Genomic DNA, 18,975 nt, shown 5'->3' with positions numbered 1-18,975 from the left:
AGCGTGAGCCGGGCGGAGGCCTTACTACTACGGTGAGCACTATGGAACTCGACGCACCACTGGCAGGGCGCGCGTTGGTCGTCATCGTGGACGACCGAACTGCGCACAGCAACGAGAAGGATTCGACCGGCCCGCTCGTGACCGAACTGTTGACCGAGGCAGGTTTTCTCGTCGACGGCGTCGTCGCAGTGACAGCCGACGAGGTGGACGTGAGAAACGCACTCAACACCGCAGTCATCGGTGGAGTCGACTTGGTGGTGTCCATCGGTGGAACGGGTGTCTCGCCGCGCGATGTGACTCCCGATGTCACCGCAGAGGTGCTCGATCGTGAGATTCCGGGTATCAGCGAAGCGCTGCGTTCCTCGGGTCTGGCGGCCGGCTCGCTGGACGCGGGGCTCTCTCGGGGGCTGGTCGGCGTCTCCGGCAGCACGCTGGTGGTCAATCTGGCATCGTCGCGGGCTGCCATTCGCGACGGGATGGCCACGTTGACGCCACTGGCGAGTCAGGTCATCGCCGAATTGTCGGGGCTGGACGCGTAGCGACACCGATGAACGACGAGCCGAGCGACGATCGATCGGCCGAAGACGAACCGAGCCGGGCCCGAGCAGAACGGGCCCGGCTCGCTCGCATCTTCGGCGACGTACTTCCCGAGACGACCGGAGACGAGCGGGGCGGGGATGCGACTACCGACACCGGCGTTTCCGCGTCGGATGAATGGTTGAAGCAACAGCGCCCGCCTCATTACTTTTGATGTGATCCACAACACATTTTGTTGTCCGGAATGACAGGTCTGTTAGTCGTTCGTTTACCTGTCGTTAGTCCCGAACGATCGCCTCGGGGGTCGGTTCGAGGGTGGATAGGGGCCGTTGGACCGTGGTGCGGTCGCGACTATCCGCCCGAACCGGGCACGGCTGGCCGCCTGTCTTCCCATATCAGGGCGGCTTTGCAGGATTGCGCAACGTGTAACGGTTTGGCCAACTTCACAGATGGTGTGACGAGCGTTACCACGTAATCGTGTGTGAAAACTGTTCACGTCGTCGAAACACATCACGCGACAGCAACATTGCGCTCGTTGTCGTAGGGATTGTCTCGATCCGGCATGTCCTCTAATGTTCCCCTCAGCTTCCGACAGCGAGGGCGTGGGACCAACAGGTACCGCGCCCTCGATCGCGGGACAGCAAGACGAGGATGTGGCCTTCACGGCTCCATCCGGCTCGGGCCTCGTACGCATCGTCGCGTCCGAACCAGTTCGAGGGTGAAAGCCACAAGCTTCCCCGTGCGACACCGCGCTGGGACTGAACATGATGAGGAAGTAAATGACGGAGATCCAGAAGTCGCGGCGTAGCCGGGGACTCAAGTCCATGAGCGTCGCAGTTGCTGCCAGCGCTTCGGTAGTTGGCCTGGTACTCGGTACCGGAACCGCTTCCGCCGCAGTCGACAGCTCCAACTCGGTTGTCGACGCCGATGGCAACACCATCACGGTGACGCTGTCCGACACCTTCATCAACGGTGTCGCTCCCCTCGACGGCAGCCCGCTCACCCGTGAGTGGTTCGCCAACGGCAAGGCATCCTACGACGTCCAGGGCCCCTCGGCCGACGACTTCGAGGGCACCCTCAAGATCGGTTACCAGATCGGCTACCCGATGAGCCTCGGCGGAGGTGTCACAGTTTCCTGGGCATCGCCCACCGCTTCGCTCGGAATTGGTTCCTCGAACACGAGCACCGTGACGGGCACGACCACGGCCGGCGAGCTCCTATCTCCCGGCGGACTCGGCGCATTCGTCGCCGGCGCAGCGATCGAGGGTGCCGGTGCGAGCACGTCCGGCCTCGACGTCGGTGTCGATCTTCTCCCGCAGGCAACCGGCACCATCGCCCTGACCAACGGCCCCGGCGTCGTTCAGTCCGAGAGCGCGTACGCAGTCAAGAACGACTCGGCTGACATCACCTCCGCTGAGGGCGACGCTGCAGGCACGAGCGGATCCATCCAGGTCGCGAACCTGCACGGAACTGCAACCGAGATCCTGGGCAACGTCACCATCCGTCCGTACGTTTCGCTGACCAGCGCAACGGGCGACACGGCCATCACCTACGGCGTCCCGGTTCGCCTCAACTGATCTACTGATCGGTTGTAGCTCGGTGACATCGCTTCACCTGCTTTGAATCGAGACAAGTTCAGGCCCGCACGGATCACTCCGTGCGGGCCTGAACTATGTTCGGCACACGATAGTCAGACTTGTACAGAGAGGCACTGAAGCAAAGATGCACTCGAAAGCCCGTTTCACAGTTGTCGCTGCAGGGGCTGTCCTTGCTCTCGGCCTCGCTGTTGGTTGCAGCAGCGACGAGTCCGCAGCCTCCGGTCAGAACACCGACGTCTGCAACACCTTTGCCGCCGATCACAACGCATTTGTCGGCCTGGTTAAGGCGGGACCGGGATCGGCTGAGAACATCGACAAGTGGACTGCCGACAAGCAGGCCGCCGTCGACAAGCTGAACACGCTGCCCAGCACTGCTTCCGGTGATGTCGCAAGTTCCCTGACGACGTTCGTCGATGCGCTCCCCGCAGATACCCTCGAGCTGTCGAGCACCGACAGCGAGTCCGGCAAGGCATTCGTCGACAATGCCGGAGCAGTGAAGTCTGCCTGTGAGGCCGACGGCACCTCGATCACTCTCGACGAGCTACCGCTGACCACGTTCGGTAACTGATCTACTGGCGGCCCCTCTCGGCCCGTTCTACCCACCACCCCACGAACGAATGAATGCGCCATTCACGCTCTCAGAGAGCGTGAATGGCGCATTCATTCGTTGTGACGGCCCACCACGCGCGAGCCGAGGGAGTATCAGGGCTTGTCGAGATCCGGGGAGGACGAGTCCATAGCGTCGCCGCTGCCGCCGGTGGCGTCTGCCGAGGTCGAGAGTTTCTGTCCCGCTACGGTTCCGCCTGCGAGGATGTCGCGGATCTGCACCAGTATGTCGACGTCGCTCAGTTCCTTCTCGGGCTGGCTGACGAAGCGCTTCTTGGCGGTATTCACCGGCAGGATCAGTACGAAGTAGATGACCGCGGCGATGATGACGAAGTTGATGACCGCCGTGACGACGGCCCCGATATTGATGAACGTGGCGTCGTTGTCCCCCAAAATCCTGACGCCCCAGCCGAGTTCGTTGCTGCCGCCCACCGCTGCGACCAGGGGGTTGATGACATTGGTGGTGAATGCGGTGACGATGGCGGTGAAGGCCGCGCCGACCACCACAGCAACTGCGAGGTCCACGACGTTGCCGCGCAGTAGAAAGTCCTTGAAGCCCTTGAGCATGAGCCGATCTCCCCGTGTTCTGATTGTTGGTTTCGGGAAACGTTAACCCAGATCGCGCTCTTTCGGACGCTGGGAACCGCAGGAGCGTCGACTTCAGTGCAACGTCACCGTCAGCGCGCTGACCAGGGATGCGGCAGCAACCGTCGTCGCATCCACGGTCGGTAGTGCCAGCAGCACCACGCGGTCTCGCTGACGGCTGCCACCGGCGTCCGCAGAGACGAGGACAACCACGGCTCCCGACGCCAGCACCCGTGCCGCTGGAACGGCATTCGGGTCTTCCTGCGCCTCGACGGTCAACACGTCGACCCGATCGCCTTCACGAAGCAGGTCGGTCACCCCGGCGTCGGCGAGATGCACCGGTACGACGCGTGCCTCGGTCCCCAGCGCCGTCGTGGCCGTCCGAGATCCGAGTAGGCGTACATCGGTGAGCAGTTCACCCGCTCGAACCGGTCCGGTGAGGGTCTGTCCGTCCACGCCCCCGGAGTCGACGAGAGCGCCCTCGGGCACGAGTGCCGAATCCCACTCCGCAACGGCCACATCGGTGGCCGTCAGCACGGTTCCCGGCGTCAGGTCGCGTCCTGCGGTGATCACTCTCACTCGGTCGTCACCGGCGGCGTCGTCGACGAACAGGACAGTCGCAAGAGCAACCAATGCGCCTGCCGCGATCCGTCTGAATTTCGCGGAGTGGACCCATGCCGGGCGCAGGGTGATGCGATCGAGCAGCGTCGAGTCGAGTCGATTCTTGCCGGCAGCCATGGTCGACACGCTATCGGCCGCAATCGGCCTCGAGACACCGAAAAGGCCGGGCTGTGGATAACGGCCCGGCCTGTGGATGAAGCGGAAAGCTACTTGCTGGCAGCAGTTTTCGTGGTGGACGCGGACGAGGAGTTACTCGACGAGGACGAATCCGAGGATTTCTTCTCGGCGGGCTTCGACTCGGACTTGCTCTCGGACTTCGAGTCGGACTTTGCAGCCGCGGCATCGGACTTCTTCTCGCCTGCACCCTCGCTCGAGGTGCCCGAGCCACTTCGGCTGTCGGTGCGGTAGAAGCCGCTGCCCTTGAAGACGATACCGACCGAATTGAACAGCTTGCGCAGCTTGCCCGAGCAGGCCGGGCACACCGTCAACGTGTCGTCGGTGAAGGACTGAACGATGTCGAAGCGGTTGTCGCACTCGGTGCATGCGTATGAGTAAGTGGGCATCGTATTTCCTCCGCGCTGGTCACCGAAGAGGTTGGCCACTGTCTGAGCCGAGGCCGAACACCGCCGGTGTCTTATTCTGTTCGTCGAAACTGGGGAGAGCATTAGCACTCTACAGTCAGGAGTGCCAACCAATCGAATCGGAACGTTATTCCGAACCCAAGCGTACGAGCCCACCGCCGGGGGTCAACGCGTGAGTCACCCGTCTGTCGTGTGGCTCGTCCGGTAATCGATGCACCACCTCGCTGTCGCGCACCACCGCCACCAGCAGCGCATCGGGATTGCACAGGTCCAGCGTTCGGTCGTAGAAACCTGCGCCTCGCCCCAGTCTGGTGCCGCGCTGATCGACGGCCAATGCCGGAATCAGCACCAGCGAGCACGCCGCAACAGCATCGGGGTCGAGAACAAGGCCGGACGGCTCCTGCAGTCCGAACGGAGCTGCCACCAAGGAGTCGCGTCCGCTGTAGCGAACCCATCGCAGCGGGCCGGGTTCGTGCGCACTGGGGAGCAGGATTACCGACCCGGCCGCGGCCATCGCGTCGAGCATCTCGATCGAACCCGGCTCCGTGCCGATCGGCACGTACGCGGCCACGGACGGCTGTTTCACCGCCAGTTCGGCGAGGACGTGGCAGAGTGCGAAGGACTCCATCGCGCGCTGCGCATCGTCGAGCAGTCGGCGTTCGGCGAGGACATGTGCCCGCCATCGATCTTTGGGCGTGTTCTCCGACAATTCGGGAACGGTCACAACGGTTCACCCACCCTTTCTGTGCAGTCGTTCAACGATATGCACTCGGGGGTAGAACGCAGCACACGGCGAGCAGATCACCAGAAACCATGGATAGGGTGAGCACCATGACAGAAGCCGTTACAGCGACGACCGCCGCCACGCCTGAGCACTTCCGCACCGCAATCGTTCCCGCGGCAGGTATGGGTACCCGGTTTCTCCCGGCCACGAAAACCGTTCCGAAAGAACTGCTTCCAGTAGTCGACACTCCAGGCATCGAGCTCGTCGCGGGCGAGGCCGCCGATTCCGGCGCGCAGCGACTGGTGATCGTCACGTCTCCGGGCAAGGACGGCGTTGTCGCCCACTTCGTCGAGGACCTCGTTCTGGAAAAGAAGCTCGAAGCGAGCGGAAAGCTCGAAATGCTCGAGAAGGTGCGCGTCGCGCCGAAGCTTCTGGACGTGCAATCGGTCATTCAGCGCGAACCGCTCGGACTCGGTCACGCCGTCGCATGTGCAGAGGAAGCTCTCGACGACGACGAGGATTCGGTCGCAGTTCTGCTGCCCGACGATCTGGTGATGCCCAGGGGTGTGCTCGACGTCATGGCCCGCGTCCGCGCCAAGCGCGGCGGTTCGGTGCTGTGCGCCATCGAGGTGCCCGACGACAAGGTGTCCTCCTACGGCGTCTTCTCCGTCGAGATCGTGCCCGACGCGGTCAACCCGAACGTCCTCAAGGTCACCGGTATGGTCGAGAAGCCGAAGCAGGAGGATGCCCCGTCCAACCTGGCCGCTGCGGGCCGCTACCTGCTCGACCGCGCCATCTTCGACGCGCTGCGTCGGATCGAGCCCGGTGCCGGCGGCGAGCTGCAACTCACCGACGCCATCGCGCTGCTGATCGAGGAGGGCCACCCGGTACACGTGGTCGTGCACCGCGGATCGAGACACGACCTCGGAAATCCCGGGGGATACCTCCGTGCTGCGGTTGACTTTGCTCTACAGCGTGATGACTACGGTCCGGCGCTGCGTGAATGGCTGAACGAACGCTTGAGCGACAGCTGGGCACCGGAACTGACGACGTACGAATAGCATCGCGGGTCGATGCTTTAGAGGAAGGGCCAGATGCGCTCGGTCGAAGATCAGCAGACCAGAGTGACCGCCGCGGCGGTGGCTCCTAGGCCTGTTCGGGTCGCCATCTCGGAAGCGCAGGGCCTGCTGTGTGCCGAAGAAGTGGTCACCGAGCGCCCCCTTCCGGGGTTCGATCAAGCGGCGATCGACGGTTACGCCGTACGGAGCGTCGACGTGGCAGCAGCCGGAACGGACCTGCGCAACGAGGAGGACGAACGCATCGATCTGACGCTGCCGGTCGTCGGCGAGGTCTCGGCCGGGTCGCGTCAACCCATCCGTCTGCAGCCGCGTCAGGCAGTGCGAGTCGATACCGGCGCGCCGCTGCCCACGCTGGCCGATGCCGTGCTGCCGCTCGATCGCACCGACAGCGGCCGCGCCCGAGTCAAGGTGTTCCGGCCGGTCCGGTCGGGCGAGTACGTGCGCAAGATCGGCGATGACGTACAGCCCGGCGACGTGGCCGTTCGCTCCGGCACGATCATCGGCGCGGCCCAGGTCGGACTACTCGCAGCAGTGGGGCGCGACAAGGTGCTGGTGCATCCGCGTCCGCGGCTGTCGGTGATATCGGTCGGCGGCGAACTGGTCGACACCGATCGCACGCCCGGTCCCGGCCAGGTCTACGACGTCAATTCCTGCGCACTCGCCGCCGCGGCGCGTGATGCCGGAGCCGACGTCAACCGCGTCGGAATCGTCAGCACGACCCCAAGCGTCTGCGCGAGGTGGTCGAAGGCCAGCTGATCCGATCCGAGATCGTCGTCATCGCCGGGGCAGTCGGCGGCGGCGCGTCGGAGGGGGTGCGCGAGGCGCTCGGCGAGCTCGGTGACATGGAGGTCGAACGAGTCGCCATGCACCCCGGATCCGTCCAAGGGTTCGGCCAGCTCGGACGCGACGAAGTCCCCACCTTCTTGTTGCCGGCGAACCCCGTCAGCGCGCTCGTGGTGTTCGAAGTGATGGTGCGCCCGCTGATCCGTATCGCCCTGGGCCGACGCCAGCCGATGCGGCGAACCGTCACTGCGCGCACCGTCGCGCCGATCACCTCGATCGAAGACCGCAAAGGATTTCTCCGCGGCCAGCTGATGCGTGACGAGGGGACCGGGGAGTACCTGGTTCAGGCACTCGGCGGCGCGCCCGGATCGTCCTCGCATCTGCTCGCGACGCTCGCCGAGGCGAACTGCCTGGTCGTCATCGATCCCGAGGTCACCGAGATCCGTACCGGCGAAGAAGTGAAGGTCTCGTTCCTCGCTCAGCGAGGCTGACGCCAGTGGTGCGAGTGCCCCCCTGGGGCGCTCGACCGCACTACTGCGCGGAGCGCATACCATCGACGGATGCCGCGAACGTGGTCGAGCCACCCAGGTTGGCCGGCGAAATTGGGTCCAGTGAGAGTGGCCGGGGGAACCGTGACGGTACGGCCGGTGCGGATGCGGGACGCGGCCGCGTGGAGCCGGATTCGCACCGCGGACCGCGCCCACCTCGAACCCTGGGAGCCCAGCGGCGAGGGCAGCTGGAATTCACGACACCACATCTCGTCGTGGCCCACCCTGTGCTCCGGTCTCAAGTCCGAGGCACGCAAAGGGCACATGCTGCCGATGGTCATCGAGGTCGACGGCGAATTCTGCGGGCAGATCACCGCCGGAAACATCGTTCGCGGCGCTCTGCGGTCGGCATGGATCGGCTACTGGGTGTCCAAGGACGTCAACGGTAGAGGCGTCGCGACCGCAGCACTCGCACTCGGACTCGATCACTGCTTCGGCCCGGTCGGACTGCACCGCGTCGAAGCGACGGTGCGGCCGGAAAATCTCGCCAGTCAGGCAGTGCTGCGCAACGTCGGCTTCCGCGAAGAAGGACTGCTCCGCAAATACCTCGACGTGGACGGCGAATGGCGCGATCACAAGCTCGTCGCGATCACCTCAGGTGAGGTGCAGGGAACCGTCGTCGATCGGTTGGTCCGCGCGGGCCGCGCAGCGTGGGCCTGACGAGCAACACCTGAGTCGGGCACCGATGTTGTCAAAGTGACAGGAGTGTAATTCGAGTCGGCGCGTCTGCGTCGTTCTCGTACCTCCTCCGCATAGCCTGAGGACGTCTTTCACTGTCGCCGTCGCCCAAGAGAGGAGAACGTCGCCGATGCCGAACTCGATCATCTGGATCGGTCTCGTGGCCGTCTGGCTTTTCGTTCTTCTTCCCATGCTGATGACCAAGCGCCCGCAGATCATGCAGACGACCGACGCAGCATTGGCCACGCGTGTGCTCTACCGAGGTGGGACGAAGCGCAAGCAGCGCGGACCCGCGACCGGGCACCGCAGCGATCCCCACTGGCGACCGGAGGACGACCTCCGGGTCTCGGCACCGGCCAGCGAGATCTTCGGCGCGACGACGGCGACTGTTCGTCCAGACTCACTCGATCTACCCGGTACCGCGGAGGACCCGATGGACACTCACGCAGCAGAGAAGGATCTCGACCGCGACGCCCCAGCAGCTCGCGCGAGTTCGCCTGCACACGAGCCAGGCGTGGTCGACGACGACTTCGTGCCCCGCCGACACGGCCGCGGCGGATTCGATCCCGAAGCCGACTCGATCGCCCGAGCTGCGCGATACAGCTTCCGGCAACGGGCAGTCCTGGGTCTGGTGTTCGCAGCAATAACCACAGCGGCACTGGCCTTCATCATCTCCCCGACGATCTGGTGGCTGTGTGGTCTGTCCGTCGCCGTTCTCGTCGGATACTTGTATTACTTGCGTCGGCAGGTACAGATCGAGGAAGAGGTACGACGGCGCCGCCTGACTCGAATGGGTCGTTCCAGACTCGGCGTGGAATCGGAAACCGACGACGAGCTCGAGCTCGTCCCGCAGCGTCTGCGTCGACCCGGTGCCGTGGTACTCGAGATCGACGACGAGGATCCCGAATTCGAGCACCTCGACCATTACGACGAGCCGTTCCAGGCCAGTCGTGACGAAGATCGCGACTTGCGGAGAGTGCAGGGCGCGTAGCAACTGTCCCAAGCGGCTTTGCTAAAGTTACGCAGCCGGTCCGGACGACGGCAACGGGGCTGTGGCGCAGTTGGTAGCGCGTCTCGTTCGCATCGAGAAGGTCAGGGGTTCGATTCCCCTCCAGCTCCACCCCGAACAGAAAAGCCGCCACTCGACCGAGTGGCGGCTTTCGTCTGTCAGGGGAACACAGAGTCCAACAAGCCGATGACGATCATGGTCCTCGACAGCCCTCCGGTTCCGAAGGCGGGCAGCAGCGAAGCCGCCCCCATCGATCCGGGTGTGTCGTTCGGACTGTCCAGTGCGCACGGCTAAAGTTCGCTCATGCGCGGTTGGCGGGGGTATGTAGCCGACGATGTCCGCTGGGCTCTGTTTCAACTGCGGCAGTCGTCGGTCGTCTCGGTGGCCAACTGCCCGGTTCTACCCGCCATCCTGCGTGGGCGTGCACTGCGCGGCGCACGCGTACGAGTGGCGTCTACGACGCTCGTGTACGGCGGGCAGATGGTTCAGGGGCGAGGCACGCTTCGCGTGGGTGCGGGCGCGTTCGTCAATCACGGCTGCTACTTCGACACGGTGGCGAACATAGATATCGGTGACGGGGTCTTCCTTTCCGATCATGTGCGGGTACTGACCAGCACCCACGAGATCGGCACGCAGACTCGCCGGGCCGGACGACTGGTGGGCATCCCGGTGACGATCGGAGCGGGAACCTGGGTGGGCTCCGGTGCCGTGATCATGCCTGGCGTCCGGATCGGGGCGGGTTGCATCGTCGGTGCCGGCTCTCTGGTCACCAAGGATTGCGATCCCGACGGGGTCTATGTGGGGAGCCCGGCGAAACGAGTCCGAAGCCTGGGCGATCAGTCGGATCACCGTGAATGAAACCGGAATACTCCCCGTTTAATAGCTTCGCAAAATAATTGAGGTTCGCTCGAAGAGGCGATATCGTAATTCGTATTGTTTACGCCGCATAATTCGGCGAATTCTTTTCCTGTGGTAATGATGTAGCATCGGGTGCGTCCGCGGCTCCCATTCCATTGCACGGAAATTGCTGTAATCGAATCGAGCCACACGTTTGCCAAAACAATTTGTCAGGGGTTGGCTTCGGTGAACACTCTTTCGGTCGTAGTTCCTGCATTCAACGAGTCCGCCCACTTGGGCGAATGTCTCGATGCACTGCTCGGGCAGCGCGAACACATTCACGAGATCATCGTCGTCGACAACAATTCCACCGACGACACCGCTGCGATCGTCCTGGATCGTCGCCGGAGATTTCCGATGGTCACCCTCGTGGCGGAGTCCGAGCGAGGCGTCGTGCACGCACGGAACACGGGTTTCGATCACGCCGGCGGTTCGATCATCGGACGTATCGACGCCGACACCCACGTCGGTCCGGGCTGGGCGGAGTCGATACTGGACTTCTTCGACCGGCGGCTGGACTACGCCGCGGTGACCGGTCCGATCCACCTGTACGACTCTCCCTGGGCCGCGCCCTACCGGGCCTTCGTCAACTACACCACCAAGCGCAAGCCCGATGAGCTGTGGGTATCGGCCGCATCCGGCAACAACTTCGCCATTCGTCGCTCTGCGTGGCAGGCGGCACGCGACCGAGTGAGTCTTCGAACCGACCTGCACGAGGACATCGATCTGTCGCTGTGCCTGCACCGCATCGGACTGCGTATCGCGCAGATCAAGTCCATGTGTGTCGAGGTATCGGGACGTCGACTGCTGACGCCGCCACTCGAGTACCGGCATTACGTGTCGAGTTCGTATCGAACGTGGGACCACCACAACTTGGCCAGTAGAGCACTGGGTCGGCTGCTGATCATGGACATGATCCTGCACACAGTTCATTGGCCCCTGACGCGCATGCTGTCCACGTGTGATTCGCGAATTCTTCCGGTTTCGCATTCCGGTACCAGCGTTACGTCCGACCGGAATTTGTCACCTATCGGCAAGAATGAATTTGCGACTTCGGCATCCGGTAAGTGAATTTTCGTCGACGTCTGTTCGTCGATGACAGCAATGCATGAAGTGATCCAGTGACGCTCGTATGCATCGACTTCATAGCCCTCTGTTTGCCCCGACCGTTCGCCGCATACCTCGGAATTCGCCCGGCATCGACGTCGATACAGTCCGTTTCGTCCGACACCCCGGCCCGCACCGGAATTGCCGAACTCAGCTGGACTCACCGAACTCGATGCTGTTCGCACGATCACACCTCATGGTGGCTCGGATCGATCGGCAGACGAGCGTCGAGTTCGGATGTGGTGGAGCCCACGCTCTCGACCTGCGCTCTGCCCGGTCGAACGGCTTCGTGCGGTCGGGTGCTGACCACAAGTTGCGTAGCGATCAAAACGGGCCTCGAGTATGGTTGATCGATTGACGATCGACTTGGCCGCCGCGACGGTAGATTGACGGGCGATATCGTGAACGGACCGGTTCCGAGCACAAGATCCGCCCATGCAATGTCTCTACGGAGTGTGAATGTCGTTCGAGATCGTCGACCTGCCCGAAACATGGGTTGCCGGTCTTCCGGTTCGGAGCCCCAAACGGGCTCTCGGCCGCATCAACGACCCGGCTCTGGATCAGGCGTGGTCTGCCGTACTCAATCAGGACACTTCGGGACCGTTGGCAGCTATCTATACCGACTTCGCCCCCGGTATCGGCTCGTACAACACCCAAATAGTCGGATATGTGTGTTCTTCGCTCGGCGATGTCGTCCGCGGACACCTGGTTGCGAAAGTGCCCGCCGCGAAATATGCACGCTTTTCTGCAGTGGGGTCTTTTCCGGAGGTTCTCACCCGGTTGTGGAATCAGATCGATCATGCCGAGGAGCAGGGTGAGATAGTGCGGTCGTTCACCGGCGATTACGAGTGTTACCCGCACGCGTACAAAATCGATCTCTATCTGGCAATCGCACTGCCCGGTCGTTCGTGATGAGCTTTCGGGTCACCGCGCGCAGCGCGGAGTTGTTCAGCGGTCTGGTGGCACCCCTCGTGGAACCGGGCGCGGAATCGAGTGGTAGCGAGTGGATGCAATTCTTACGAGATCGTGTGCACGAGAAGCATATCGGCGTGGACGAGGTAACCACGGTCTACGTCTCGGATCCGCACGGCACGGTCAACGCCGTGGTCGCCGTGCCGGTGGATTCTCCCGCCGACGTGGCGGTGGGAGATGTGTTCGTTGCGATACCGACCGGGGTGTTCGCGGTATTCACGCCGAGCGGTTCGTTGTCCGACCCTCTCGAGGATGTGTGGGCGCAGGTCGACGAGTGCGTTGCGTCCGGCACTATATTCCGGGCGTACAAGGAGGAAGTCGAAGTCGTTACAAGGTCCGGAGAAGTGGAACTTTTCATTTCAATTGTTTTATGAACGAGCATTATTCATGCAATTGTCACGTTCGAATCACAACATCACCGCTGGACCGGTTACCATTGTCGAGCGCTGGCATCCCGCTGGAGCGACGTGAATTCGGAGTTCACTTCGTTCGGTCGACGGGGTAGCAGCACGTACAGGGCGTCGATGTCATCGCAAGGTCGACAGAGCAGGGGTGTAGCAACATGGTGAGACAACTCAGGGCAGAAGCAACGCGCGCGGCCGCACTGCGCGCTGCAGCAGATCTCTTCCTCGAAGTGGGGCATGCCAATGCCACGCTCAGCCAGGTGTCGGCGCAGTCGGGTGTGACCAAGGGTGCGCTGTACTTCCACTTCGCGTCCAAGGAGGAGCTGGCCCGCGCAATAGTCGACGAGGGGCACGAGCGCGTGTCCACTGCGTGCGCCGGCCTGGTCGACAGTCGTAGCCCGGCGCTGGAGTCCGTCATCGGAATTTCGTACTCGGTGCTCGAGCTCGCCGCGTCGGACCCCTTGGTTCGCGTCATGTACCGATTGCAGATGGAGATCGACGGGTCCGATACCGCCCGGGGCAGCGTGTTCGGGACCTGGGGAAACATCTTCGAGCATCTCTTCGAGCGGGCTATCGAGCACGGCGACGTGGCCGACCATCTCGACGCAGGCAACGCGGCGCTGCTGGTGTGCGAGATGCTCGCCGGTGTCTTGATGGTGTCCGAGGCGCAGTCGCGTCTCGACGATGCTCCCTCGCGGATGGAGAAGGTCTGGAACACGGTCCTCCCTTCGCTGGTACCTGCAGACAAGCTCGCCTACTTCCGTGAGTTCGCTGCGCGCAGTCTGTCCAGTTTCGTGCGCGAGAACATCACGTCGGGATCCGTCACCGTCTGATCGCTTCGTGCTCCACTACCTCTTGCCGCGCGGCACGCCGCCGGGCACACTGTGTGATATGGAACACACAGCACAGAGGTCGAGGATGTCGGACAACGAGCTCCGGAAAGCGATAGGCACGCTGCAGCAGCGCGCGGACGACGCGCACAAGCGCGGCGCCGACGACGACGCTGCGCGCATCGAGCGAACCATCGCCGATTACCGGGACGAGATGTCGCAGAGATTGTGACGACCCTCCCGGGCGTCACCGCGTAGGGTCGACATCGAAATCGAACTGCACGTGGCAACCGGTGGGGGATACAGGCTTCGATGGCTACATACGATCTGCGCGGAAAGAAGACGTTGATCACGGGCGCGGGTAGCGGAATCGGCCGGGCGACGGCCATCGCTGCTGCTGGAGTGGGAGCCGAGCTCTTTCTCACCGATATCAACGGCTCAGGACTGGCCGAGACAGTGGACATGGTCGGCCGCGTGGGCGGCACCGTCAGCCACTCGCTGCCGTTCGACGTGTCCGATTTCGAGGCGGTCACCGCGTTCGCGGACGACATTCATGCCGAATTCGGCAGCCTCGACGTGGTCATGAACGTCGCCGGAGTGTCGGCCTGGGGGACGGTCGAAAATCTCGAGCACCGACATTGGAAGTCGATGGTCGACGTCAACCTCATGGGCCCGATTCATATCATCGAGAAGTTCCTACCGCCGATGATCGATGCCGGACGCGGCGGCCACCTGGTCAATGTCTCCTCCGCTGCAGGCCTGATTCCCTTGCCTTGGCACGCGGCGTACAGCGCGAGCAAGTACGGGCTGCGGGGAGTGTCCGAGGTACTCAAGTACGACCTCAAACGCCATGGAATCGGCGTCAGTCTCGTAGTGCCGGGTGGCGTCAGAACCGGTCTGGTGCAGACACTTCAGATCGCCGGTGTGGATCGCGACGATCCACGAGTGCAGAAGTTGCAGCATCGATTCGAGAAGCGGGCCGTCGAGCCGTCCGTGGTCGCCGACGCCATTCTCGCCGGAATCGCCAAGCGCAAGTACCTCGTCTACTCCTCCAACGACATTCGGTTCGGATACTGGATGGCTCGAAAGTTCGCTCCGCCTTACGAATTCGTGCTGCAGCGGGCCAACGATCAGTTCTCCAAGTTGCTGGTCCCGCGTCGAGGCGAGGGATCGTCGAACTCGACGTCCAGCGTGCGCGCACCCGGGCCCGAGTGAGACAGCTCGTCGTAAGGATTGGCCAGAGCGCAGCTGGCCAGGGACAAGCAGCCGCAGCCGATGCATCCGGTCAGGTTGTCGCGAAGGCGCGTCAATTGCTCTATCCGAGAATCGAGTTCGCGATGCCAGAGCGTCGAGAGCCTGGCCCAGTCCTCGCGCGTAGGCGTCCGCTCGTCCGGTAGTTCGCTCAAAGCCTGCCGGATGCTGGCCAGTGGAATTCCGACCCTCTGCGAGATGCGGATGAACGCCACGCGTCGCAACGTCTCCCGGTGGAATCTGCGCTGGTTGCCCGAGGTTCTCCGGCTGCTGATCAGCCCCTGCTTCTCGTAGAAGTGCAACGCCGAGACGGCAACTCCGCTGCGCTCGGACAGTTGGCCGGGAGTCAGTTCGCGGACGTTCCACTCGGGCATCGGCACGACCTCGACAATACTTCAGGTCGTCGGCCCGAGCTGCGTAGCAGTCAGAGGACGGTGTGTACCTTGTCGGCGGGCCGCGCCAGCACGGTTCCCTTCTCGGTCACCACAATCGGGCGCTCGATGAGAATGGGATGCTCGATCATCGCAGCGATCAAGGCATCCGCATCGGCGTTCGCCAAGCCGAGTTCCTTGTAGATGCTCTCGCGTGTGCGGATGGCCTGACGAGGTTCGAGCCCTGCATTCGCGAGCAACGTGCGAAGTTCGTCCTCGGTCGGCGGAGTGTCGAGGTACCGAATCACGTGCGGTACGACGCCGGCTTCCTCGATCAGTTTCAATGCGGTGCGAGAGGTGTTGCAGCGCGGATTGTGATAAATCGTCGCAGACCCTGTCATGTTTGCAATCCTGCCACGCGGGTAGGTCCACCTGCACAGATGCACGCTAGGAACGGGAGTAATCTTTCATGACCGACAAGCGGATTGTCATTGCAGGTGGGCACGGCCAGATTGCCCAACATCTCACCCAGGTACTGACGGCGAGCGGGGACCGCGCGGTGGCGCTGATTCGCAACAGCGACCACGTCGATGCGGTCACGGCGCTCGGTGCGCTGCCGCAGATCATCGACCTCGAGTCGGCGTCCGTCGACGAGTTGGCGGCAGTGCTCGACGGGGCCGACGGAGTTGTGTTCGCGGCAGGTGCCGGGCCCGACAGCGGTCCCGAGCGCAAGGACAGCGTCGATCGCGCAGGTGCCGTGCTCTTGGCCGATGCAGCCGAGAAGGCCGGTGTCAGCCGATACGTGCTGATCAGTTCGGTCGGTGCCGGTGAGCCGGTTGCCGACGACGTGGACGACGGGTGGAAGGCCTACATCGAGGCCAAAACTGCTGCGGAAGAAAATGTTTCGGCAAGGAGCGGCCTGGACTGGACAATTCTGCGTCCCGGTAAGCTGACGGACGAGGATCCGACGAACTCGGTGTCTCTGACCGAGCCGCCGGCGGAATACGGTGAAGTGCCTCGTGCCGATGTGGCCGCAGTGATCGCGCAACTGCTCGAGACCGGCGGTGCAGTGCACAAGACTCTGATGTTGATGTCGGGTTCGACGCCGATCGTCGACGCAGTCGACGCTCTCGGCTGAGGGACCGGCTGTGCGCGTACGGATCGATTCATCGAACACGACCCCGGTGTTCGAGCAGTTGCGGATGCAGATTCTCGGGTTGGTGCGATCGGGAGACCTCATCGCCGGAACCAAGATTCCGACGGTTCGCGGCCTCGCAGAGGAACTGAAAATTGCGCCGAACACGGTCGCCAAGACGTACCGAGAACTCGAACAGCAAGGGGTCATCGAGACGCGGGGACGATCGGGGTCGTTCGTTGCTTCGGGCGGCGACCCGTCGCGCGACATCGCGGCTCGGGCGGCGACGGAGTTCGTCAAAGCGGTTCGATCCATCGGTTTGGACGACGATCAGGCGCGTTCTTTTCTCGAATCGGCACTCAAAGGGGCGAGCGGGCGTTAAGTTGACGCTTCAACATACTTCTGACAGGGTGGTGCGGCCCACGTAGCCGCTTCAGAAGGATGTACCGATGAACTCCACCCTCGTCCGCGACGCCGTCGCCCTCGTAGCCCGAATAGGACTGGGGGTCGTCTTCATCGCGCACGGTTGGCAGAAACTGCACACCTACGGCCTCGACGGTGCGGCGGCCAGCTTCGAGATGATGAACGTGCCTCTTCCCACTGCGTCCGCCTACTTCGCGACGTTCGTCGAACTCGTCGGCGGTGGGGCGCTCGTACTGGGTATCTTCACGCCCATTGCCGGCCTGCTGCTGTTCCTGGACATGCTCGGTGCGGCGATCTTCGTCCACTTCGACAGCGGAGTGTTCGTCACCGAGAACGGCTACGAACTGGTCGTCGCACTCGGGGTCGGCGCACTGCTTCTCGCCGCATTCGGTGCGGGACGAATCAGCATCGACGGTCTCACCAAGGGCAAGACGGCGCTACTGGCATAGACGGGCGGCTGGTTGCTCGCCTAGCGCCAGCTCGGCAGCCACAGCTGCTCCTGCCACATCTGTGGCGTGATCGGCATTGCGGTCAGAATCGGCCACAGCCAGACGAAGTTCGCGATCACCACGGCGAGGTACAGGGACACCAGCAACAGTCCGGTACCTCGCCGTTCCGCTGTCGCCGTGGCTTTTCCGATGATGTCGCCCAGCACCAACGCGAAGCCCATCACCATGAACGGGGCGAGTGCCACCGCGTAGAAGTAGTACATCTGCCGATCGAGTGTGGCGAACCAGGGCAGCAACGCGGCGGAGTAGCCGACCAGCACTGCCGCGTAGCGCCAGTCACGTCGGACGAACACCGACCAGATCGTCCAGGCCAGCATCGGCAAGGCCAGCCACCACATCGCGGGTGTGCCGATCAGCATGATCGCCTTCACGCACGACGACGCCGAGCAGCCGGACACGTTCTCGCCGTCGGCGAAGTAGTAGAGCATCGGGCGCAGGCCCATCGGCCACGTCCACGGCTTCGATTCCCACGGGTGTCGGTTGCCGGCCGAATTGGTCAGTCCCTCATGGAATTGCAACACATTGCCGCTGTAGTACCATAGTGACCGCAGCGCTTCGGGCACGAACGAGAACGGTCCGCCTGCACCGATTCCGTTACCGATCTCGTGCCGGTCTACACCGGTCTCGGAGGTGAACCACGCCCAGTACGTCATGAGGTACACCGCCACCGGCACGACCACCAGTGCGTAGAGCGCAGGCCCGACGTCACGCACAGCAGTTCCGCGCCACGGGCGCTGCACGCCGTACGAGCGGCGTGCAGCCACATCGAAGGCCACGCTCAGCAACCCGAAGAACGCGATGAAGTACAGACCGGACCACTTGGTGCCACAGGCCAGGCCCAGCATGACTCCGGCCCCGAACCGCCACCACCGCACGCCCATTCGCGGACCGAGGGCACTGACGTCCATCCGGCCCTCGTCGCGCACCCTCGACAGTCTTCGCCGCATGTCGTCGCGGTCGACGATCAAGCAGCCGAGCGCGGCAGTGACGAACAATGCGAGAAAGATGTCCAGCATGCCGATCCGGCTGCTGACGAAGGTCACACCGTCGACGGTCAGCAGAATGCCTGCGATCGCACCGACGAGGGTCGATCGGGCGAGGCGTCGGACAATCCGAATCACCAACAGCACCAACAAGGTTCCGGCCACTGCAGACGAGAAACGCCAACCCCATCCGTTGTAACCGAACAGGGCTTCGCCGACGGCGATCAGCTGTTTGCCGACCGGTGGATGCACGACGAGTCCGTACGCCGGATTGTCTTCGACGCCCCCGCCGGTGAGTACCTGATACCCCTGCGGCGCGTAATGCTTCTCGTCGAACACGGGGGTCCCCGCGTCGGTGGGGTAGCGCAACATCGTGAAACGAGTGACCGCGCAGATGACGGTGACGACGATGGTGACGATCCAACCGCGTCGGGCATCGGTGTCGTGGAACCAGTCCCGCGCGGCAACGGTCGGCCCGGGACTGACCATCGACCGGTCGCCGGAGCGCTCAGAGGTCAACAAGGTCACGTACCCGATCGTAGGCGTTGATCAGGAGTGCGCGAGAAGCCACTACTCGGCATGCGGGACACTGGACCCATGCTGATCCTTGCCGCCACTCCGATGGGCGACGTCGGTGATGCCTCGCAGCGCCTGCGCGATGCCCTTGGTAGTGCCGATGTCGTCGCCGCCGAGGACACCCGGCGCACCAAACAGCTCGCTTCGTCGCTCGGTGTGGTGATCGCG

Annotated in this window: 25 protein-coding genes, 1 tRNA gene and 1 pseudogene; 20 read left to right on the top strand and 7 right to left on the bottom strand. The window is 63.3% G+C overall.

Annotated features, from left to right (window positions below; all coding sequences use genetic code 11):
- Positions 1 to 41 precede the first annotated feature (41 nt).
- The 3 genes from RHODMAR_RS21970 (at position 42) to RHODMAR_RS21955 (ending at position 2,703) form a co-directional block, all read left to right on the top strand.
- Entirely contained in the window at positions 42 to 539 is a 498-nt protein-coding gene (locus RHODMAR_RS21970) for a MogA/MoaB family molybdenum cofactor biosynthesis protein (protein WP_042940087.1), read from the top strand.
- A 777-nt stretch (positions 540 to 1,316) separates the two neighbouring features.
- The gene (locus tag RHODMAR_RS21960) at positions 1,317 to 2,114 is read left to right on the top strand and encodes an MspA family porin (protein WP_008718990.1); all 798 of its coding nucleotides are present in this window, start codon (positions 1,317 to 1,319) and stop codon (positions 2,112 to 2,114) included.
- Between the two features lie 145 nt (positions 2,115 to 2,259).
- A complete protein-coding gene (locus RHODMAR_RS21955; RefSeq protein WP_008718988.1) occupies positions 2,260 to 2,703 on the top strand; it encodes a hypothetical protein in 444 nt (147 codons plus the stop codon).
- A gap of 134 nt (positions 2,704 to 2,837) precedes the next feature.
- Here RHODMAR_RS21955 and mscL read toward each other — a convergent pair whose 3' ends face one another.
- The 4 genes from mscL to RHODMAR_RS21935 all read right to left on the bottom strand — a co-directional run bounded on the left by mscL (position 2,838) and on the right by RHODMAR_RS21935 (position 5,252).
- Complete coding sequence (gene mscL / locus RHODMAR_RS21950) at positions 2,838 to 3,308, bottom strand: large conductance mechanosensitive channel protein MscL (RefSeq protein WP_008718986.1); 471 nt, start codon at positions 3,306 to 3,308, stop codon at positions 2,838 to 2,840.
- 93 nt (positions 3,309 to 3,401) lie between these two features.
- A complete protein-coding gene (locus RHODMAR_RS21945) occupies positions 3,402 to 4,064 on the bottom strand; it encodes an SAF domain-containing protein (protein WP_008718984.1) in 663 nt (220 codons plus the stop codon).
- 89 nt (positions 4,065 to 4,153) lie between these two features.
- A complete protein-coding gene (locus RHODMAR_RS21940) occupies positions 4,154 to 4,510 on the bottom strand; it encodes an FmdB family zinc ribbon protein (RefSeq protein WP_008718982.1) in 357 nt (118 codons plus the stop codon).
- 145 nt (positions 4,511 to 4,655) lie between these two features.
- On the bottom strand, positions 4,656 to 5,252 hold the full coding sequence (locus tag RHODMAR_RS21935; protein ID WP_008718980.1) for a 5-formyltetrahydrofolate cyclo-ligase: 597 nt from the start codon (positions 5,250 to 5,252) through the stop codon (positions 4,656 to 4,658).
- A gap of 107 nt (positions 5,253 to 5,359) precedes the next feature.
- Here RHODMAR_RS21935 and RHODMAR_RS21930 point away from each other — a divergent pair, with 107 nt between their 5' ends.
- From RHODMAR_RS21930 to RHODMAR_RS21865, 13 genes are all read left to right on the top strand, one after another.
- A complete protein-coding gene (locus RHODMAR_RS21930; RefSeq protein ID WP_008718978.1) occupies positions 5,360 to 6,313 on the top strand; it encodes a UTP--glucose-1-phosphate uridylyltransferase in 954 nt (317 codons plus the stop codon).
- A gap of 33 nt (positions 6,314 to 6,346) precedes the next feature.
- Positions 6,347 to 7,087 carry a molybdopterin molybdotransferase MoeA gene (locus RHODMAR_RS29630; protein WP_008718976.1) on the top strand — a complete coding sequence of 247 codons (741 nt, stop codon included), beginning with the start codon at positions 6,347 to 6,349 and terminating at the stop codon, positions 7,085 to 7,087.
- A complete protein-coding gene (locus tag RHODMAR_RS29625; RefSeq protein WP_008718974.1) occupies positions 7,069 to 7,605 on the top strand; it encodes a molybdopterin-binding protein in 537 nt (178 codons plus the stop codon). Before RHODMAR_RS29630 ends, RHODMAR_RS29625 begins: the two co-directional genes overlap by 19 nt.
- A 69-nt stretch (positions 7,606 to 7,674) precedes the next feature.
- The gene (locus RHODMAR_RS21920; RefSeq protein ID WP_042940086.1) at positions 7,675 to 8,322 is read left to right on the top strand and encodes a GNAT family N-acetyltransferase; all 648 of its coding nucleotides are present in this window, start codon (positions 7,675 to 7,677) and stop codon (positions 8,320 to 8,322) included.
- Between the two features lie 148 nt (positions 8,323 to 8,470).
- Positions 8,471 to 9,331, top strand: coding sequence for a divisome protein SepX/GlpR (gene sepX, locus RHODMAR_RS21915; protein ID WP_008718969.1), 861 nt, complete (start codon positions 8,471 to 8,473; stop codon positions 9,329 to 9,331).
- A gap of 55 nt (positions 9,332 to 9,386) precedes the next feature.
- Positions 9,387 to 9,460: transfer RNA gene (locus RHODMAR_RS21910), tRNA-Ala, on the top strand.
- 192 nt (positions 9,461 to 9,652) lie between these two features.
- On the top strand, positions 9,653 to 10,207 hold the full coding sequence (locus tag RHODMAR_RS21900) for an acyltransferase (protein ID WP_008718967.1): 555 nt from the start codon (positions 9,653 to 9,655) through the stop codon (positions 10,205 to 10,207).
- A gap of 225 nt (positions 10,208 to 10,432) precedes the next feature.
- Positions 10,433 to 11,317 carry a glycosyltransferase family 2 protein gene (locus RHODMAR_RS21895; RefSeq protein ID WP_008718966.1) on the top strand — a complete coding sequence of 295 codons (885 nt, stop codon included), beginning with the start codon at positions 10,433 to 10,435 and terminating at the stop codon, positions 11,315 to 11,317.
- A 495-nt stretch (positions 11,318 to 11,812) separates the two neighbouring features.
- Positions 11,813 to 12,265: a GyrI-like domain-containing protein gene (locus RHODMAR_RS21885; protein ID WP_008718964.1), complete on the top strand. Its 453-nt coding sequence runs from the start codon at positions 11,813 to 11,815 to the stop codon at positions 12,263 to 12,265.
- Complete coding sequence (locus RHODMAR_RS21880) at positions 12,265 to 12,699, top strand: effector binding domain-containing protein (RefSeq protein ID WP_008718962.1); 435 nt, start codon at positions 12,265 to 12,267, stop codon at positions 12,697 to 12,699. Before RHODMAR_RS21885 ends, RHODMAR_RS21880 begins: the two co-directional genes overlap by 1 nt.
- Before the next feature lie 188 nt (positions 12,700 to 12,887).
- Complete coding sequence (locus tag RHODMAR_RS21875; RefSeq protein WP_008718960.1) at positions 12,888 to 13,562, top strand: ScbR family autoregulator-binding transcription factor; 675 nt, start codon at positions 12,888 to 12,890, stop codon at positions 13,560 to 13,562.
- Positions 13,563 to 13,620: 58 nt separating this feature from the next.
- Positions 13,621 to 13,791: a hypothetical protein gene (locus RHODMAR_RS28755; RefSeq protein ID WP_198289508.1), complete on the top strand. Its 171-nt coding sequence runs from the start codon at positions 13,621 to 13,623 to the stop codon at positions 13,789 to 13,791.
- Between the two features lie 80 nt (positions 13,792 to 13,871).
- The gene (locus tag RHODMAR_RS21865; protein WP_008718957.1) at positions 13,872 to 14,774 is read left to right on the top strand and encodes an SDR family oxidoreductase; all 903 of its coding nucleotides are present in this window, start codon (positions 13,872 to 13,874) and stop codon (positions 14,772 to 14,774) included.
- On the opposite strand, the gene soxR is transcribed toward RHODMAR_RS21865, so the two are convergent.
- The gene (gene soxR, locus RHODMAR_RS21860; protein WP_008718955.1) at positions 14,690 to 15,184 is read right to left on the bottom strand and encodes a redox-sensitive transcriptional activator SoxR; all 495 of its coding nucleotides are present in this window, start codon (positions 15,182 to 15,184) and stop codon (positions 14,690 to 14,692) included. The two genes, RHODMAR_RS21865 and soxR, sit on opposite strands and share 85 nt — an antisense overlap.
- 50 nt (positions 15,185 to 15,234) lie before the next feature.
- The gene (gene arsC, locus RHODMAR_RS21855; RefSeq protein WP_008718953.1) at positions 15,235 to 15,582 is read right to left on the bottom strand and encodes an arsenate reductase (glutaredoxin); all 348 of its coding nucleotides are present in this window, start codon (positions 15,580 to 15,582) and stop codon (positions 15,235 to 15,237) included.
- Between the two features lie 68 nt (positions 15,583 to 15,650).
- On the opposite strand from arsC, the gene RHODMAR_RS21850 reads away from it, so the two are divergent.
- The 3 genes from RHODMAR_RS21850 to RHODMAR_RS21840 all read left to right on the top strand — a co-directional run bounded on the left by RHODMAR_RS21850 (position 15,651) and on the right by RHODMAR_RS21840 (position 17,188).
- A complete protein-coding gene (locus tag RHODMAR_RS21850; protein WP_042940082.1) occupies positions 15,651 to 16,319 on the top strand; it encodes an SDR family oxidoreductase in 669 nt (222 codons plus the stop codon).
- Between the two features lie 10 nt (positions 16,320 to 16,329).
- A complete protein-coding gene (locus RHODMAR_RS21845) occupies positions 16,330 to 16,698 on the top strand; it encodes a GntR family transcriptional regulator (RefSeq protein ID WP_008718950.1) in 369 nt (122 codons plus the stop codon).
- Between the two features lie 67 nt (positions 16,699 to 16,765).
- Positions 16,766 to 17,188, top strand: a complete 423-nt coding sequence (locus tag RHODMAR_RS21840) for a DoxX family protein (RefSeq protein WP_008718948.1) — start codon at positions 16,766 to 16,768, stop codon at positions 17,186 to 17,188.
- A 20-nt stretch (positions 17,189 to 17,208) separates the two neighbouring features.
- On the opposite strand, the gene RHODMAR_RS21835 is transcribed toward RHODMAR_RS21840, so the two are convergent.
- On the bottom strand, positions 17,209 to 18,720 hold the full coding sequence (locus tag RHODMAR_RS21835) for a dolichyl-phosphate-mannose--protein mannosyltransferase (RefSeq protein WP_008718945.1): 1,512 nt from the start codon (positions 18,718 to 18,720) through the stop codon (positions 17,209 to 17,211).
- 90 nt (positions 18,721 to 18,810) lie between these two features.
- On the opposite strand from RHODMAR_RS21835, the pseudogene RHODMAR_RS21830 reads away from it, so the two are divergent.
- A pseudogene (locus RHODMAR_RS21830) lies at positions 18,811 to 18,975 on the top strand (16S rRNA (cytidine(1402)-2'-O)-methyltransferase); the annotation flags it as partial.

It is taken from the genome of Rhodococcus sp. AW25M09, from assembly GCF_000333955.1.
In the GTDB taxonomy this organism is placed as follows: Bacteria; Actinomycetota; Actinomycetes; order Mycobacteriales; family Mycobacteriaceae; genus Rhodococcoides.
This window is presented reverse-complemented; position numbering and strand designations above follow the sequence as displayed.

Coding starts and splice junctions, on each gene's coding strand:
- RHODMAR_RS21970 (WP_042940087.1), top strand. CDS start 42: ATGGAACTCGACGCACCACTGGCAGGGCGCGCGTTGGTCGTCATCGTG.
- RHODMAR_RS21960 (WP_008718990.1), top strand. CDS start 1,317: ATGACGGAGATCCAGAAGTCGCGGCGTAGCCGGGGACTCAAGTCCATG.
- RHODMAR_RS21955 (WP_008718988.1), top strand. CDS start 2,260: ATGCACTCGAAAGCCCGTTTCACAGTTGTCGCTGCAGGGGCTGTCCTT.
- mscL (WP_008718986.1), bottom strand. CDS start 3,308: ATGCTCAAGGGCTTCAAGGACTTTCTACTGCGCGGCAACGTCGTGGAC.
- RHODMAR_RS21945 (WP_008718984.1), bottom strand. CDS start 4,064: ATGGCTGCCGGCAAGAATCGACTCGACTCGACGCTGCTCGATCGCATC.
- RHODMAR_RS21940 (WP_008718982.1), bottom strand. CDS start 4,510: ATGCCCACTTACTCATACGCATGCACCGAGTGCGACAACCGCTTCGAC.
- RHODMAR_RS21930 (WP_008718978.1), top strand. CDS start 5,360: ATGACAGAAGCCGTTACAGCGACGACCGCCGCCACGCCTGAGCACTTC.
- RHODMAR_RS29630 (WP_008718976.1), top strand. CDS start 6,347: ATGCGCTCGGTCGAAGATCAGCAGACCAGAGTGACCGCCGCGGCGGTG.
- RHODMAR_RS21920 (WP_042940086.1), top strand. CDS start 7,675: ATGCCGCGAACGTGGTCGAGCCACCCAGGTTGGCCGGCGAAATTGGGT.
- sepX (WP_008718969.1), top strand. CDS start 8,471: ATGCCGAACTCGATCATCTGGATCGGTCTCGTGGCCGTCTGGCTTTTC.
- RHODMAR_RS21900 (WP_008718967.1), top strand. CDS start 9,653: ATGCGCGGTTGGCGGGGGTATGTAGCCGACGATGTCCGCTGGGCTCTG.
- RHODMAR_RS21885 (WP_008718964.1), top strand. CDS start 11,813: ATGTCGTTCGAGATCGTCGACCTGCCCGAAACATGGGTTGCCGGTCTT.
- RHODMAR_RS21880 (WP_008718962.1), top strand. CDS start 12,265: ATGAGCTTTCGGGTCACCGCGCGCAGCGCGGAGTTGTTCAGCGGTCTG.
- RHODMAR_RS21875 (WP_008718960.1), top strand. CDS start 12,888: ATGGTGAGACAACTCAGGGCAGAAGCAACGCGCGCGGCCGCACTGCGC.
- RHODMAR_RS28755 (WP_198289508.1), top strand. CDS start 13,621: ATGGAACACACAGCACAGAGGTCGAGGATGTCGGACAACGAGCTCCGG.
- RHODMAR_RS21865 (WP_008718957.1), top strand. CDS start 13,872: ATGGCTACATACGATCTGCGCGGAAAGAAGACGTTGATCACGGGCGCG.
- soxR (WP_008718955.1), bottom strand. CDS start 15,184: ATGCCCGAGTGGAACGTCCGCGAACTGACTCCCGGCCAACTGTCCGAG.
- arsC (WP_008718953.1), bottom strand. CDS start 15,582: ATGACAGGGTCTGCGACGATTTATCACAATCCGCGCTGCAACACCTCT.
- RHODMAR_RS21850 (WP_042940082.1), top strand. CDS start 15,651: ATGACCGACAAGCGGATTGTCATTGCAGGTGGGCACGGCCAGATTGCC.
- RHODMAR_RS21840 (WP_008718948.1), top strand. CDS start 16,766: ATGAACTCCACCCTCGTCCGCGACGCCGTCGCCCTCGTAGCCCGAATA.
- RHODMAR_RS21835 (WP_008718945.1), bottom strand. CDS start 18,720: ATGGTCAGTCCCGGGCCGACCGTTGCCGCGCGGGACTGGTTCCACGAC.